Here is a 13,375-nt window from a genome sequence, read left to right as displayed (position 1 = left end):
GTAAAAATGGACACGGTAATGTTGAAAGTTACCCGGAAGGTGTTGGCTCAAAGTCAGAAAAGCCCGGATCAGCGACAGATTTCGATTTCCGATGCATCATGCTCTGAACTCAAAGCTTTGTTTGAAACGGCAGGGAAAAATAGAAAAATTCGACTCTTGTTGGCCAAGAAAATCTCTTTATGGATGGGGGATACAGGGGCTATTTGGTACAGCCACAACCAAGATAACAAAGGAGATTTTGAGCGACTCTTTTCATTGTTGGCGCACCATCCCGATGCGCCATTCCAGTTTATTTGTGAGGTTGCGGCCGATAGTCACTAGGCCCAGGCCCGTTCCAGCAGGGTAAGTAACTGCTCACGGTCGGCGTCCTTGCGATTGAACAGCATGGCGCCATCGTTGATCGCCAGATCGCGTATCTCGGTCAGTAGCGAGCGATCGCTCACCCCCGCTTCGCTCATGGTGCGCGGCAGCTTGACCGCCTGCCACAAGGTATCGCGCAGGGTGCGAATGGCGGTGATGGTCGCCTCCGCCCGCTGGTGGGCCGGAGTGGCGGCAAAGCGCTCGGCCCCCACCAGCGGCAACAGCAGCCGGGCCAACTCGCTATCCACCTCGGGGCGGTTGTAGTCGAGCACGGTGGGCAAAAAGAGGTTCATGCACAGCCCGTGGGGCAGATGGCAGCGGGCCCCCAGACTGTGGCCGAGGGCGTGTACCAGCCCCACCATGGAGTTGGAGAAAGCCATGCCAGCCAGGGTGGAACCCTCCGCCAGTTGCAGCCGCAGCTGTTTGTTCTGCGGGTCGTGGATGATTTGCGGCAGGGCGCTGGCGATCTTCTCCACCGCCATCAGGGCCAGCGCATCGCTCACCGGATTTTTGGCGGTGCCGATAAAGGCCTCGATGGCATGGGTCATGGCATCCATGGCGGTGGCGGCGGTGATATTGAGGGGCAGCCCCTGGGTCAGGCGCGGGTCGAGCACCGCCAGCTGGGGCAGCAGGAAGGGAGAGGTGAAGGGCACCTTGCGCCCGCTTGCCTCATCCTTGATCACCGCCACTAGCGTCACTTCTGATCCTGTGCCCGCCGTGGTGGGCACCACCGCCAGCGGCTTGAGGGGACGAGTCAGGCAACCGGCGCCCGAGTAGTCGAGCAGATGATCCCCCCCCATGGAAGTGAGAATATTGACCGCCTTGGCGGTGTCGATCACCGAACCGCCCCCCAGCGCCACCAGACTGTCACAGTCGAGCTCGCGATAGCGTTTGGCGATCCGCTCCACCACGGCGGTGGAGGAGTCGGCCGGGATTTCGTCCCAAATGGCGGCAACCGGCAGATCCCCCTCGGCCAGCACATTGGCAAGCAGGGTGGCAAGACCGGTGGCATTGACCCCCTTGTCGGTCAGCAGCAGCGGGCGACGCGCCCCGAGGCTGGCCAGCTCGCTGGCCAGCTGCTCCAGCGCCTGTTCACCGGCCAGCAGTTTGACCGGGCAGAAGAAATCGTAATAGCGGCTCATTTCAAGGCTCCTTGCGCGTTAGCCGGTCACCAGACCCAGATAGATGTTGCAGGCCCGGCCGAATTTGTTGGTCGGGGCAGGATAGTGGCGCAGCAGGGGCCGCGCGATAAAGGCGGGCAGGATCAGGGACTGCATCTGCTCAAGCCCCCGCACCAGTTGCATGGCGACGGTCAGATCCCCCTCCACCAACAGCCGGTTTTCACCGAACGCCTGATTGACCCCGAGCCGAAAGCTCAGGGTGCGAAAGGCGATATTGGGGTGCTTGAAGCGAACCCGCAGTGGATGAATGGTGGCATGCGGAGCGACCGGCGCACCGGGATACCAGCGGCCACCCTGCTTGTGCATGTTCATGGCGTAGTCGATGCCGCCCACTTCGAGGCGGATCGCCAGCCCGTCCGGCAACGGCGCCAATTCGCGGCGCACCGCCTCGTCGGTGCGGGCGGCGCGGCAGAGGGTGCGGCCCACCACCCAGAGCAGGGTGATGATCCAGAGGTGGCGGCCAAGGGCGGCCGCAGATTCAAACATCCGTGTTTGCATGGGGATTGGCTCCTGATATGGCTGACCAGAAGAGGGCGAACGCACTGGCTTGCCAGTAGTCGTCCTGTCCCAGCTCCGGTTGATCGACAAACAGTGATGCGCAGGCGAGGAACTGGCCCTGACACACCTCCAGCAACAGTGGCGCGGGAGCCTGCATCAGCTCGCCGCTGGCCTGCCCCTTTGCCAGCAGGGCGGGCAGAAAGCGCAAGGCATCGTTCAGGATCTGGCTGCGGGCCGGTCTGGCCAGCAGCGGAGAGTGAAAGAAGCCCAGCACGAATTTGAGTTCATTGGGGTTAGCCTGCATCCACTCCATCGCCAGCTGCCAGTAGTGGCGGGTCTGGTCGTACAGCGGCAGGGTGGGGTCTGCTTCATGGATGGCGGCCCCCATCCGGGTTTTCACATCCTGATAGAGCTGGAGGATCAGCGCCTCCTTGCTCGGAAAGTGGTGGAACAGGGTGCCGTTGGCCACCCCGGCCGCCTTGGCGATACGGGCGGTGGCGGCCCCCTGCAGGCCATCTTCGGCGCAGAGGGCGAGGGCGGCATCCAGGATCTGGCGGCGCTTGTCGGTCATGGCTGGTGGCGGTGGGATGGCCTGGTTCATGGTCATCTCCATCAGCGCAGGAAGAAGGCCATCATCAGCTTCTGGATCCAGCTGTGGTAGGGCGGGTGGATCAGGGAGCCGGTGGTGAACTTGCCGCGGGTCAGCACGGTTTTCGCCTTGGAGAAGGTGAGGAACCCCTCGTGGCCGTGGTAGTGGCCCATGCCGGAGGCGCCGATGCCGCCAAACGGCACATCGTCGGCGGCCACCTGAAACAGGCTCTCGTTGATCGCCATGCCGCCGGAGTGGGTCTCCCGGGTCACCCGTGCCTGCAGCCCGGGGTCGAAGCTCATCAGATAGAGGGCCAGCGGGCGGGGCCGCTCGGCCACATAGGCGAGCGCCTCCTCCAGGGTGTCGTAGGGGATGAGCGGTAGCAGCGGGCCGAAGATCTCCTGCTGCATCACCTGACAATGATGGGGCACTCCGGTCAGCAGGTGGGGCACCAGCAGGCGACGCAGGTCGTCACGGGCAGGGCTGCCACAGGGGTGGAGCTCGGCGCCCGCCTGCTCGGCCTCATCCAGCCAGCTGACGAGGCGCTGATACTGGCGGTCGTTGATGATGGCGCCGTAGTCGGCACTATTGAGCCCCTGCGGGTAGAGTTTGCTGAAGTGGCTGCGATAGGCGGCGATAAAGTGCTCCACCTCGCCGCGGGGCAGCAGCACGTAGTCGGGGGCGACGCAGATCTGCCCGGCGTTGAGGCTCTTGCCGAAGATCATCCGCTCGACCGCGGTGGCCACCGGCATATCGGGGGCGATGAGGCAGGGGCTCTTGCCACCCAGCTCAAGGGTGAGCGAGGTGAGCTGGGGCGCCGCCGCGGCCATCACCAGCTTGCCCACCATGGTCGAGCCGGTAAAGAGCAGGTGATCGAACGGCAGCGAGCTGAACGCTGCCGCCATCTGGGCATCCCCCTCGATGATGGCGATCTCGTGCTCGTCAAACACGCTGGTGAGCATGGTGCGCAGCACGGCATTGGTATGGGGAGTGAATTCGGAGAGTTTCAGCATCGCCCGGTTGCCCGCCGCGATGGCGGTGATGAGGGGGCCAAGGCTCAGCATCACCGGAAAGTTCCACGGCACTATGATGCCGACCACCCCGAGCGGCTGGAAGTGCACCTCGACCCGGGCGGGGGCCAGCAGCAGGCCGGTGTGGCGGCGGTGAGGCTGCATCCAGCGCTTGAGCCGTTTCTGGGTGTAGTTGATCTGCATGATGCAGGGCAGCACATCGGCGATCAGGCTGTCGTAGTTGCTGCGCTGGCCATAATCCGCTGCCAGCGCTTTGCACAGCTCTCCCTTGTAGGCGAGCAGCGTCTGCTTGAGTTTGGTCAGCTGTGCCCGGCGCTCGGCCAGGGTGGGCATGGGGTGAGCCAGACTCGCCCGCTTGAGCCGTGCCAGCTGATCCGGCAGGGACAGCTTGATGGCGAGGATATCCTCAGGAGTGTGTTGAAGCTGCGCCGCACCCATGTTGTTCTCCGCATGAAAAATGACCGACTGATTAGTCGGTCTGAATTTAGCTGTTTGTTACCGGAATGTAAAGCTGGCAAGCTCTCTCCCGCTCACCGCGAGCTGGACGCAAGAGAGAACTGTGTGCCTCCCCACACTTTTGGGGTTTGCTCGTTGGTGACTTATCCAATAAGGGGTAGTTTTTGGCTATTAACCTACACGGAGAGAGCACTATGACCAGGGAACTGAACAGCTTGTTGGCCCGGCTTGAAGATGTGGTTGAGCGGATGCCGGATTGCTTCAACACCTATGAATTTGCCCAGAAGCTGGCACTGCAATATCAGCCGGAGTTTTTTGCCGCGGGCCACTCTCTGGCCGAGCACGAGGGCAAGGTGTTGCGGGTGCTGCACCAGAAGATCGCCGAGGCGCTGGCGGGCAGCGAGGTGGTGATTGAAGGGGCGCTGCTCCCTTGTGTCACCCCCTGGGGGGAGAAGGCGACCTCACCGCGCTGGCATCGCAAGCACTGAGGATACGGTCAGGCAGATCAGTGCCAGATAGCAGATAACGAACAACGATGAGTGGCGCGGCGCTGGCAACAGGGTCGCGCCGTTTTTTTATGCTGATCGTTGCCAGCCATGTGTCGTTGCCGGGAGCAAAGGCCCGGTCTGTGATCCCATGCCGGGATACGGGGCCGTCAGCCGGGTAGACTCTCCCTTTTGCCGCAGGGTTTGTCACCGTAGGAATTTCTCATGACCCATAAAATCATTCTGGATACCGACCCGGGTATCGACGATGCCATGGCCATCCTGTTTGCCGAGGCCCACCCCGCCATCGAGCTGCTGGCCATCACCACCGTGTATGGCAACGCCACCATCGCCAATGGCACCCGCAACGCCCTCTGGCTCAAGCAGAAGTACGGCATGAAGGCGGATGTGGCCAAGGGCGCCGCTGCCCCGCTGCTGCGCGAACCGGTCGGCCCCACCACCATAGTCCACGGCCCGAGCGGCTTTGGTGACATGGAGGCGGGGGAGGTGACTATCGCTCCGGATCCCCGCCCCGCCTGGCAATATATTGTCGAGGCGGTCAAAGCCGCGCCGGGGGAGATCACCCTCGTCACTATCGGCCCGCTGACCAATCTGGCGCTGGCGCTGCAACAGGCGCCCGAGATTGTCTCGCTGGTAAAACAGGTGGTCGTGATGGGCGGCGCCTTTGGCGTCAACGGCCATCGCGGCAACGTCACCCCCTATGCCGAGGCCAATATCCACGACGATCCCGATGCCGCCGATCGGGTCTTTACCGCCGACTGGCCGGTGGTGATCATCGGGCTGGATGTGACCCAGCAGAGCTTCTTCAGCAGTGCCTATCTTGATGATCTCAGGGATAAGGCGGGGGAGCCGGGCCGCTTCCTGTGGGATGTGAGCCGTTTCTACCTGCGCTTCTACTCCGAGAAGCTGGGGCTCTCCGGTTGCCACGTCCACGATCCGTCCGCCATCGCCTATGTCATCGACCCGACCCTCTTTACCCTGCGGGAAGGGCCGGTGCGGGTCATCACCAGCGGCCCGGCCATCGGTCACACCCTGCAAAAGTTCGATGGCAAACGCCACTCCCACGACGACTGGGCAGCCTATCGCCCGCAGCAGGTCGGGGTGGCGGTGCGCGATGACGCGCTGCTGGCGCTCTATCGCGAGACGCTGGTGGGCTGGGGCAAGGATTGCTGAGCAAAGCGGCGCTATTGCGCTGACGCGGGGCTGTGATCGGCGCCAAACAATCGGGGCGCACAGCCGCTTATACTGCCTGATATCAAGACCTTGGGAGGGATGAAGATGGCCTGGATTTCCTTGATCGTGGCGATTGCGCTGATCTGGTGGTTGATGAAGCTGGGGCGTGGCGCCCTGTTCGAGATCCGCCTTGCTCCCGGCAAGGTAGTGGTCAAGCAGGGTAAGGTGTCACCCGCCTTTATTGAGCACGCCAAGCAGATCCTGCGCCACGACACGGTGCGCGGTCGCATTGTGGGGCAGCGCGATGGCGATGGTGTGAAGCTGATCTTCTCCCGCTCCATCCCCGAGCCGGTGGCTCAGCGTTTTCGCAATATCTTCCCCTATGGCGATTACCGCCAGCCCGCGGCGCCGCTGCCGGGCACCAAACCGCGCAAGGGGTGATCCCCTGCCAGCGGTTCACCAATAGCAAACGGGCCTCCAGTGGAGGCCCGTTTTTATAGTGCTGCGCGATGCAATGGTGCTGCACTGGCGCCGGAGTTTTACTCCTTGCCGTGCAGCTCGCGCTGGGCCTTGACCGCCGCCGCCTTGACGGCGGTGCCTTCATTGCCCCAGGAGGCGCGCAGGGTGTTGACCAGCTCGGCGAGTCGCTCGTCATCCAGGGTCCAGCCATAACCCGGCATGTGGTAGCCGAGATGACCGCGGGTGACCGGGGTCTCGGCGCCGTGCAGCAACACGTTGATCAGGCTCGACGGATCGCCCGCCAGCACGGTGCGGTTGTTCACCAGCGAGGGGATGATGTGGTCATTGCCCTGGCCGTTGACCCCGTGACAGGTGGAGCAGTACATGGCGTAATCCGCCTTGCCGCTGGCACTGGCATAGGCTCGGGCACCTTTCTCAGCGACCGGCTCATCTTTCAGGTCGGTCAGATAGGTGGCGATGCTGGCCAGATCGGCGTCGCTGAAATACTGGCTGCTGTGAGTGATCACTTCCCCCATGGGGCCTGCGACCGCTTCATGCTGGCTGCGGCCGGTTTTCAGCAGATCGATCAGTGCCTGCTTGCTGTAACGGCTGCCGCGAATGTCGGGGGCATACCAGCCATCCAGCGCCGCACCGCTCAGGTAGACGGGATCCGCCTCGGTCAGCGCTTTCTCCTGCATCCCCAATCCGCGCGGGGTGTGGCAACTACCGCAGTGACCGGCACCCTGCACCAGATAGGCGCCGCGATTCCACTCTTCGCTCTTGCTGGCTACCGGGGTGAAGCGGCTGTCGTCGTGGTAGATCCAGTTCCAGCCCATCAGCGGCCAGCGCATGTTGAGCGGCCAGGGGATGTCGCTCTCCTTGTTGGCGATGGCCAGCGGTTGCACCTCCTGCATCAGGTAGTGATAGAGATCTTCGAGATCTTTATCGCTCATCTTGGCGTAGGCGGTGTAGGGCATGGCCGGATAGAGGCGATGGCCGTCGCGGGCCACCCCTTCGCGCATCACCTTGATGAACTCCGGCAGGCTGTAGTTGCCGATACCGTGGGTCTTGTCGGGGGTGATGTTGGTGGCAAATACGGTGCCGATGGGGGTGGGGAAGCCCTTGCCGCCCGCCAGCGGCTTGCTGGTCTCGCTGGTGTGACAGGCGGCGCAATCGCCCAGTTTGGCCACGTATTCCCCTGCCGACATGGCGGGGGCTGCGTTGGCGGCAAGGGCGGGCAGGGCCAGCAGCAGGGCGCTGGCGGTCATTGACAGGGTGCGGCTCATTGGGCACCTCCCTTGCTCAGGGCAACCAGCTCGTTGACGGCGCGCCACGCTTCGTCGATGGCGGCGTGGGCGTAGGGGCTCCAGCCCGCATCCGAGTTGGCGATGGTGATGTTGCCGATCGGCTGGCGACCCAGCTCAATCCATTTTTCGCACTGCGCTTCGTCATCAAACAGGGTGTTGGTGACATAGGAGTAGCCGTGAGACCAGCGGTTGACCGTGATGGCGAGGATATCCTGCTCATGGTTGAAACCGGCGCTGCCGAGCATTCCCTGCAACTGCTCGCGGATCATCTGTTCATGCTGCTCGAACGGCATGCCGAGGATCATGGCGCGCCCCTTGCGGGACTGTTCGCGGGCCGACAGACCGCTGCCCGGCAGGGTCGGTACATAGACCATGTGCAGGCACATGGGCTGATCCGGGTTTTTGGGATGCTCGTAGCCACCCATGCTGACCGGATAGTCGAGCTTGACCCGGCTGTAGGGGGCGGCGGGGGAGTAGACCTCGTGTACCCCGAGCTTGACGAAGGCTTGCCAGTTCTTGATCACCACCTTGGTGTAGACCAGCGGCGCCTTGGCATTCTGGCGCAGCGCCTCCTTCTGGGGCTCCGGCATCTCGGGCACCATGTAGGGGATCATCATGTTGTAACCCGCCATCACTGACTGCTTGGCCCGCACCCGATGCAGTTTCCCCTCCTTGATGTAGGTGACATCCACCGCCAGCTTGCCGTCGGCGAGGCGCACGTTTTTGGCCTGCAGCGCCGTGCTGCCAAGGCGCAGCTGCACCTTGTGCTCGGGCAGGTCGAGCTTGCTGTAGTCAAACTTGGCCAGCACCACATCCTGCATGGTGTGGCCTGGGGCCACCTGCGGAATGAGCTTGCGCACCATCAGGCGGGTGAGACCGGCGTTGCCATCCGGGAAGTGGAAGATGTAGGGATCGTCCAACTCCGCCTGCTCCTCGGCATCCAGCGGCGTCAGATTGAGGCCGTCGAAGCCCGGCAAGGCGCAGAGGCGCGCATCGGCGCAGGCGGTGGCGTCGATGCCGACCGCCTGGAAGTCGTTGGTGCGCTGCTGGAAGTAGGTGATCGCCCGCTCGCTGAGCCCCACTTTATCGCGCAGGAAGCGGGTGTAGCTGTTGCGTGTCACCCAGAGGTCTTTCTCTTCGCGGGTCATGCCGCTCAGGTAGTCGATCTTAGATTCGTGCAGCGCCAGCAGGGCGGCCTTGTCGGCATCATCGAGGGGGAAGTCGCCGATAAACTCTGCCAGCGGCCGGCCGTTCAGGCGATCGCGGGGGATGTCGTCCGCCACGTTGTGGCCCGGATCGCCGTTCACTATCTTGTTGACGCCAAAGTGCTGCTCGTCGAAATAGACGCCGCGGCTAAGCCCCAGATCCGGATAGAAGGTCTGCTGGAATCCTTTGGCCAGCTCGTCGATGTTGACCTCCAGCGCCTTGAGCAGCCCCAGCGCCACCGGGCTGTAGACGGATCGCGGCGATTGCAGGGATTCGCTGCCACCATAACCCAGCCGCAGGCCATCGGGGGTGGTGAACTCGTTGCGCTTGGCGTGGCCGCCGAAGTCATCGTGGTTGTCGAGCAGCAGGATCTTCTTATCCGCGCCGAGCAGTTGCTGATAGAAGCAGGCGGCGGCCAGGCCGCTGATCCCGGCGCCGACGATCACCAGATCCACCTCCCCCTCAAGGGGAACATTGGCGAAGTCATACTGCTTGCCGTCACGGGCGATGTTGTGGGCCGGTTCGAAAGAGCCCGGGTGGTTGCCGCGCAGGCCGGTGAGGGCGGGCGGATAGGCCAGGGTTTTATCCGCCAGCGTGCTGCCGCCTTCGGCAGCCTTGAGCAGATTGATGGGGGCGATGCCTGCCGCAATGGTGATGGCAACGCCGTTGAGAAAATCTCTGCGTGTAATACTCATGGCTATCCCTGTGTTAGGAGAAGTAATGAATAAGTGGATTCATTATGGGAGGGAGACACAGATCCTGTTCAGGATTGGGCGCCGAATCTACCGCTATCCTCACGCTGAGTCCATACGATTGCTAATGGATTATTAAGCACCATTTTCCTGCTTGTGACGAGAGTGATGCGCTGATGGGGGGGATTTGCCCTGTTGCAGGGGCGCAGCTCTCCCCGGCTCGGGCCGGTCAATCATTGCCGTAGCTGATTAGTTTGGGAGGCGTTCGGGCATCCTTGTCGACTCGGAGGGATGATCGCGTTAAGCTCTTAACTACTTGTTTTATCGACTCTCTTTTTACTCACTGGCGTAACCGCCACTCTGGAGGCGCAATGAACTGGTATATCTCGGTCCTCAAGCAATATGCGGTATTCAGCGGGCGGGCCCGCCGCACCGAATACTGGATGTTCGTGCTGTGCAACATCATCGTCATGCTGCTGCTCGGCATGGTGGACAAGCTGATTGGCGGCGACAAGGAGCTGATAAGCTCCATCTATTCGCTGGCGGTGCTGCTGCCATCGCTGGCGGTGGCGGCCCGTCGCCTGCACGACACCGACCGTAGCGCTTGGTGGCTGCTGCTCGGGCTTATCCCCATTATCGGCACCCTGGTGCTCATCTACTTTATGGTTTGCAACGGCCAGCAGGGGCCGAACCGCTTCGGTGACGATCCCAAAGCGGCCCCCTCGCAGGGCTTTATTGCCAGCTGACAGGTGCGGCGAAACGTACAAACAGAAGAGGGAGGCAAGATGCCTCCCTCTTTCGTTGTTGGGCGTCAAGAGGCGCGCCAGAACGGTTTGTCGCCGAGCACAGTTGCCCGGTGCATGATGCGCCGGGCTGGCAGATAGTCGGCGTTGGCATAGTGCTGGGTGACCCGATTGTCCCAGATGGCGATGTCGTTTTCTTGCCAGCGCCAGCGTACCTGATACTCGGGCTTGCTGACATGCTTGAACAGGAAGGCGAGCAACGCCTCGCTCTCTTGCCTTGGCAAGTCGGGCAGGCGGGTGGTGAAGCCTTCGTTGACAAACAGGGCTTGACGGCCACTGAGGGGATGGGTGCGGATCACCGGGTGGCGCAAGGGGGGATGGCGGGATACTGCTTCTTGCCAGCGTCCGTACTCCTCCGGGCTACTGGTGTGGCGATGGGCCGGGAACGACTTGCTGAAATCGTGTTCGGCCTCCAGTCCCGTCAGCAGTTGTTGCAGCCTTGGGGAGAGCCCCTCGAAGGCGGCGATGCCGCTGGCCCACAGGGTGTCTCCGCCGACCGGCGGCAACTGCTTGGCAGCCAGAATGGCCAGCGCCGGGGGCGTCTCGATAAAGGTCACATCGGTATGCCAGTTGTCGTTGTCCGGTGGATTCCCGTTGTGGGTGTCGAGCACGATGATCTCTTTGGCCTCGGGCGCATGGGGATAGATGGGGTGGATGTGCAGATCGCCGAAGCGGTTGGCCAGCGTCCGTTGAGCCAGAGGGGTGATGGGCTGGTCCCGAAAGAACAGTACCTGATGGCTCAACAGGGCCTGATGGATCTGCCCAAAGTGGCTATCGCTCAAAGGTTCAGCCAGTTGAATGCCGCTGATCTCGGCACCGATGTGGGGGCCGAGGGGGGTGATACGCAGGGTATTGCTCATAGTCCTTCTCCATGCCACGGCGTCAGGCGACGCTGCAGCGCACGTAAACCAAGTTCCAGAATGAAGGCGATCAGGGCGATCACCAGAATGCCCGCCAGCACCACGTCGGTAGCGAGAAACTCGCCAGCGGATTGCACCATAAAGCCCACGCCACGGGTGGCGGCGATGAGCTCGGCCGCCACCAGGGTGGACCAGCCGACCCCGAGCCCGATGCGCAGCCCGGTCAAGATTTCCGGCAGGGCGCCGGGCAGGATGACGTACAACAACACCTGCCAGCGGGTGGCGCCCAGTGCCTGGGCGGCCCGCAGTCGCACCTGCTGGGCGCTCTGCACTCCCGTCAGGGTTGCCATGGCCACCGGCGCGAAGATGGCGAGATAGATGAGCAGCACCTTGGATGTCTCACCTATGCCAAACCAGATCACCATGAGTGGCAGGTAGGCGAGCGGGGGGACCGGTCGGTAGAGCTCGATCAGCGGATCCAGCATGCCGCGCACCGTGGGGCTCAGCCCCATGGCAATCCCCACCGTTACCCCGAACAGGGCCGCAGCTATCAGGGCGATCAGGATGCGCTGCAAGCTGGCCGCGAGATGCTGCCACAGGGTGGCATCCATGAATCCCTGCGGCCCGGCAATGGTGATGAACTGGTGCAGTACCTGCTCGGGGGGCGGCAAAAATAGAGGGCTTATCCAGCCAAGGTGCGCCACCAGCCACCAGATAGCCAGCAGGGTGGTCAGGCTAAGCAGGCTCACGCCAAGCCGACGTGACAGGGGCCAGCGCAGGCGCACAGTGGCAGGGACTGCCGAGGATGAGAGGGCGGCTGTCATGCAAACTCCTCCCGTTCGGCGAAGACCCGGCCGAGTACATATTCACGCTGCTCGATGAAGGCGGGATCCGACTTGATGCTGCGGCACGACTCTCCGGCGGCGAAGCGGCGGCCAAAATCCAGGGTCAGCCGCTCGGTGATCCGGCCCGGGGCAGGAGAGAGCAGCACCAGCTCGGTCGCCATGAATACTGCCTCCTCGATATCGTGGGTGATGAGCAGCACCTGACGGCGCTGCTCGTGCCACAGGCGCAGCAGCAGGGTCTGCATCTGCTCGCGGGTAAAGGCGTCGAGGGCGCCGAAGGGCTCGTCGAGCAACAGCAGTTGCGGCTGGGTGGCCAGCGCCCGGGCGATGCCGACCCGCTGACGCTGACCGCCGGAGAGCTGCCAGATGGGTTTGGCATGAGCCTCTTCCAGCCCCACCTTGCGCAACATGGCCAGGGCTCTCGCTTCGCGCTCCGGGCGGGGCAGACCGGCCAGCTGTAGCCCGAAAGCCACGTTGTCCAGCACGTTGCGCCAGGGCAGTAGTCCCTCGTTCTGGAACACCACCCCCCGCTCGGCACCGGGGCCGGTCACCGGTTTGCCTTGCAGGCTGATCTCGCCCTGATGGTGGGTGAGAAAGCCTGCGATAAGGTTGAGCAGAGTGGTTTTGCCGCAGCCGGAGGGGCCGAGTACCACCATCAGCTCCCCCGCTTCCAGCGTGAGGTTGATGTTGTCGAGCACCCGTTTGCCGTCGTAGTCGGCACAAAGGTGGGTGAGTTGCAGCATGGCAGCCTCCGGGTTACTTGGGGTCATTCAGCGGGCCTGGGCCTTGACGAAACGGTCGGTGACGTACTGGCTGTAATCGCTGCCGGCGCTCTGTACCTTGCCTTGCTCCTTGAGAAAGCGGGCGGTGTCCACTATGGTCCGGTTCACCAGTGCGGCGAGCTCGTCGCTCTGCTGCCGGGCAGTCAGGTAGGTGTTGCCTTTGACCAGCCCGGGAACCTCTGCGGCTGGGACGCCGCTCAGTGTTGCCAGCTTGGCGAGGTTGTCCGGCTGTGCCAGCCAGCCTGCCGGGTTGTCCAGATAGCCGCGCTGGGCCGCCAGGGTGCTGTTGACGAAGGCCTGCACCACCTCGGGGTGAGCCTTGGCAAACTCCTTGCGTACCACCCATACATCGAGCGTGGGCGCGCCCCATTCACCCACCTGGGCCGAGTCGGTCAGCACCTTGCCCTCCTTGGCCAGTTCATTGAGGGCCGGAGCCCAGACGTAGGCGCCATCTATGTCACCCCGTTGCCAGGCCAGGGCGGGAGCACACTTTGTTGATATTTTAACCAAAGAATAACTGAGCCCGATAGTCGTCATTCCAGCCGGCTCTTTTTAGCTTGTTTCTCTGACTTCGAGCACCACAATTGCTCTGTTTTACGATATTCAATACGAACCGCCGGAATAGCG

At 62.8% G+C, this 13,375-nt stretch carries 15 protein-coding genes and 1 pseudogene; 5 read left to right on the top strand and 11 right to left on the bottom strand.

Annotated features, from left to right (window positions below; translation table 11 throughout):
- Window positions 1-18 precede the first annotated feature (18 nt).
- A complete protein-coding gene (locus PG888_RS02060; protein ID WP_182937795.1) occupies window positions 19-321 on the top strand; it encodes a hypothetical protein in 303 nt (100 codons plus the stop codon).
- On the opposite strand, the gene PG888_RS02055 is transcribed toward PG888_RS02060, so the two are convergent.
- Genes PG888_RS02055 through PG888_RS02040 form a run of 4 tightly spaced genes read right to left on the bottom strand, consistent with a single transcriptional unit; the run spans window position 318 to window position 4,097 of the window.
- On the bottom strand, window positions 318-1,502 hold the full coding sequence (locus PG888_RS02055) for an iron-containing alcohol dehydrogenase (RefSeq protein ID WP_182937794.1): 1,185 nt from the start codon (window positions 1,500-1,502) through the stop codon (window positions 318-320). The genes PG888_RS02060 and PG888_RS02055 overlap by 4 nt on opposite strands.
- An 18-nt stretch (window positions 1,503-1,520) precedes the next feature.
- Complete coding sequence (locus PG888_RS02050; protein WP_182937793.1) at window positions 1,521-2,039, bottom strand: hypothetical protein; 519 nt, start codon at window positions 2,037-2,039, stop codon at window positions 1,521-1,523.
- Window positions 2,020-2,640 (bottom strand): TetR/AcrR family transcriptional regulator, encoded by a 621-nt coding sequence (locus PG888_RS02045; protein ID WP_182937792.1) that lies wholly within the window; start codon window positions 2,638-2,640, stop codon window positions 2,020-2,022. Before PG888_RS02045 ends, PG888_RS02050 begins: the two co-directional genes overlap by 20 nt.
- An 11-nt stretch (window positions 2,641-2,651) precedes the next feature.
- Window positions 2,652-4,097: a coniferyl aldehyde dehydrogenase gene (locus PG888_RS02040; RefSeq protein ID WP_182937791.1), complete on the bottom strand. Its 1,446-nt coding sequence runs from the start codon at window positions 4,095-4,097 to the stop codon at window positions 2,652-2,654.
- Window positions 4,098-4,309: 212 nt separating this feature from the next.
- Here PG888_RS02040 and PG888_RS02035 point away from each other — a divergent pair, with 212 nt between their 5' ends.
- The 3 genes from PG888_RS02035 (at window position 4,310) to PG888_RS02025 (ending at window position 6,235) form a co-directional block, all read left to right on the top strand.
- Window positions 4,310-4,603 carry a hypothetical protein gene (locus PG888_RS02035; protein WP_042656987.1) on the top strand — a complete coding sequence of 98 codons (294 nt, stop codon included), beginning with the start codon at window positions 4,310-4,312 and terminating at the stop codon, window positions 4,601-4,603.
- 222 nt (window positions 4,604-4,825) lie between these two features.
- Window positions 4,826-5,794: a nucleoside hydrolase gene (locus PG888_RS02030; protein WP_182937790.1), complete on the top strand. Its 969-nt coding sequence runs from the start codon at window positions 4,826-4,828 to the stop codon at window positions 5,792-5,794.
- Window positions 5,795-5,899: 105 nt separating this feature from the next.
- Entirely contained in the window at window positions 5,900-6,235 is a 336-nt protein-coding gene (locus tag PG888_RS02025) for a DUF3634 family protein (RefSeq protein ID WP_042057852.1), read from the top strand.
- 98 nt (window positions 6,236-6,333) lie between these two features.
- Here the strand turns inward: PG888_RS02025 and PG888_RS02020 are convergent, their stop codons facing one another.
- Together PG888_RS02020 and PG888_RS02015 are read right to left on the bottom strand one after the other, a co-directional pair.
- Window positions 6,334-7,539 (bottom strand): c-type cytochrome, encoded by a 1,206-nt coding sequence (locus tag PG888_RS02020; protein ID WP_270692762.1) that lies wholly within the window; start codon window positions 7,537-7,539, stop codon window positions 6,334-6,336.
- On the bottom strand, window positions 7,536-9,461 hold the full coding sequence (locus PG888_RS02015; protein ID WP_182937788.1) for an NAD(P)-binding protein: 1,926 nt from the start codon (window positions 9,459-9,461) through the stop codon (window positions 7,536-7,538). Before PG888_RS02015 ends, PG888_RS02020 begins: the two co-directional genes overlap by 4 nt.
- Before the next feature lie 368 nt (window positions 9,462-9,829).
- On the opposite strand from PG888_RS02015, the gene PG888_RS02010 reads away from it, so the two are divergent.
- Window positions 9,830-10,204 (top strand): DUF805 domain-containing protein, encoded by a 375-nt coding sequence (locus PG888_RS02010; protein ID WP_182937787.1) that lies wholly within the window; start codon window positions 9,830-9,832, stop codon window positions 10,202-10,204.
- Window positions 10,205-10,269: 65 nt separating this feature from the next.
- Here the strand turns inward: PG888_RS02010 and tauD are convergent, their stop codons facing one another.
- From tauD to PG888_RS01985, 5 genes and pseudogenes are all read right to left on the bottom strand, one after another.
- On the bottom strand, window positions 10,270-11,121 hold the full coding sequence (gene tauD / locus PG888_RS02005; RefSeq protein WP_182937786.1) for a taurine dioxygenase: 852 nt from the start codon (window positions 11,119-11,121) through the stop codon (window positions 10,270-10,272).
- Window positions 11,118-11,945, bottom strand: coding sequence for a taurine ABC transporter permease TauC (tauC, locus tag PG888_RS02000; RefSeq protein ID WP_182937785.1), 828 nt, complete (start codon window positions 11,943-11,945; stop codon window positions 11,118-11,120). Before tauC ends, tauD begins: the two co-directional genes overlap by 4 nt.
- Complete coding sequence (gene tauB / locus PG888_RS01995) at window positions 11,942-12,736, bottom strand: taurine ABC transporter ATP-binding subunit (RefSeq protein ID WP_375124385.1); 795 nt, start codon at window positions 12,734-12,736, stop codon at window positions 11,942-11,944. The genes tauC and tauB overlap by 4 nt, the downstream gene beginning before the upstream one ends.
- A complete protein-coding gene (locus tag PG888_RS01990) occupies window positions 12,737-13,285 on the bottom strand; it encodes a glycine betaine ABC transporter substrate-binding protein (RefSeq protein WP_442866235.1) in 549 nt (182 codons plus the stop codon).
- Window positions 13,251-13,375, bottom strand: a pseudogene (locus PG888_RS01985) (ISAs1 family transposase); the annotation flags it as partial. The pseudogene PG888_RS01985 and the gene PG888_RS01990, both read right to left, overlap by 35 nt.

Source organism: Aeromonas sp. QDB23, from assembly GCF_027707745.1.
Taxonomy (GTDB): domain Bacteria; phylum Pseudomonadota; class Gammaproteobacteria; order Enterobacterales; family Aeromonadaceae; genus Aeromonas; species Aeromonas allosaccharophila.
This window is presented reverse-complemented; position numbering and strand designations above follow the sequence as displayed.

What these genes read in the sequence shown, in the direction of transcription:
- PG888_RS02035 (WP_042656987.1), top strand. Translation starts at nt 4,310, where the DNA reads ATGACCAGGGAACTGAACAGCTTGTTGGCCCGGCTTGAAGATGTGGTT.
- PG888_RS02060 (WP_182937795.1), top strand. Translation starts at nt 19, where the DNA reads ATGTTGAAAGTTACCCGGAAGGTGTTGGCTCAAAGTCAGAAAAGCCCG.
- tauD (WP_182937786.1), bottom strand. Translation starts at nt 11,121, where the DNA reads ATGAGCAATACCCTGCGTATCACCCCCCTCGGCCCCCACATCGGTGCC.
- PG888_RS02040 (WP_182937791.1), bottom strand. Translation starts at nt 4,097, where the DNA reads ATGGGTGCGGCGCAGCTTCAACACACTCCTGAGGATATCCTCGCCATC.
- PG888_RS02050 (WP_182937793.1), bottom strand. Translation starts at nt 2,039, where the DNA reads ATGCAAACACGGATGTTTGAATCTGCGGCCGCCCTTGGCCGCCACCTC.
- PG888_RS02020 (WP_270692762.1), bottom strand. Translation starts at nt 7,539, where the DNA reads ATGAGCCGCACCCTGTCAATGACCGCCAGCGCCCTGCTGCTGGCCCTG.
- PG888_RS01990 (WP_442866235.1), bottom strand. Translation starts at nt 13,285, where the DNA reads ATGACGACTATCGGGCTCAGTTATTCTTTGGTTAAAATATCAACAAAG.
- PG888_RS02010 (WP_182937787.1), top strand. Translation starts at nt 9,830, where the DNA reads ATGAACTGGTATATCTCGGTCCTCAAGCAATATGCGGTATTCAGCGGG.
- PG888_RS02045 (WP_182937792.1), bottom strand. Translation starts at nt 2,640, where the DNA reads ATGAACCAGGCCATCCCACCGCCACCAGCCATGACCGACAAGCGCCGC.
- PG888_RS02055 (WP_182937794.1), bottom strand. Translation starts at nt 1,502, where the DNA reads ATGAGCCGCTATTACGATTTCTTCTGCCCGGTCAAACTGCTGGCCGGT.
- tauB (WP_375124385.1), bottom strand. Translation starts at nt 12,736, where the DNA reads ATGACCCCAAGTAACCCGGAGGCTGCCATGCTGCAACTCACCCACCTT.
- PG888_RS02025 (WP_042057852.1), top strand. Translation starts at nt 5,900, where the DNA reads ATGGCCTGGATTTCCTTGATCGTGGCGATTGCGCTGATCTGGTGGTTG.
- tauC (WP_182937785.1), bottom strand. Translation starts at nt 11,945, where the DNA reads ATGACAGCCGCCCTCTCATCCTCGGCAGTCCCTGCCACTGTGCGCCTG.
- PG888_RS02015 (WP_182937788.1), bottom strand. Translation starts at nt 9,461, where the DNA reads ATGAGTATTACACGCAGAGATTTTCTCAACGGCGTTGCCATCACCATT.
- PG888_RS02030 (WP_182937790.1), top strand. Translation starts at nt 4,826, where the DNA reads ATGACCCATAAAATCATTCTGGATACCGACCCGGGTATCGACGATGCC.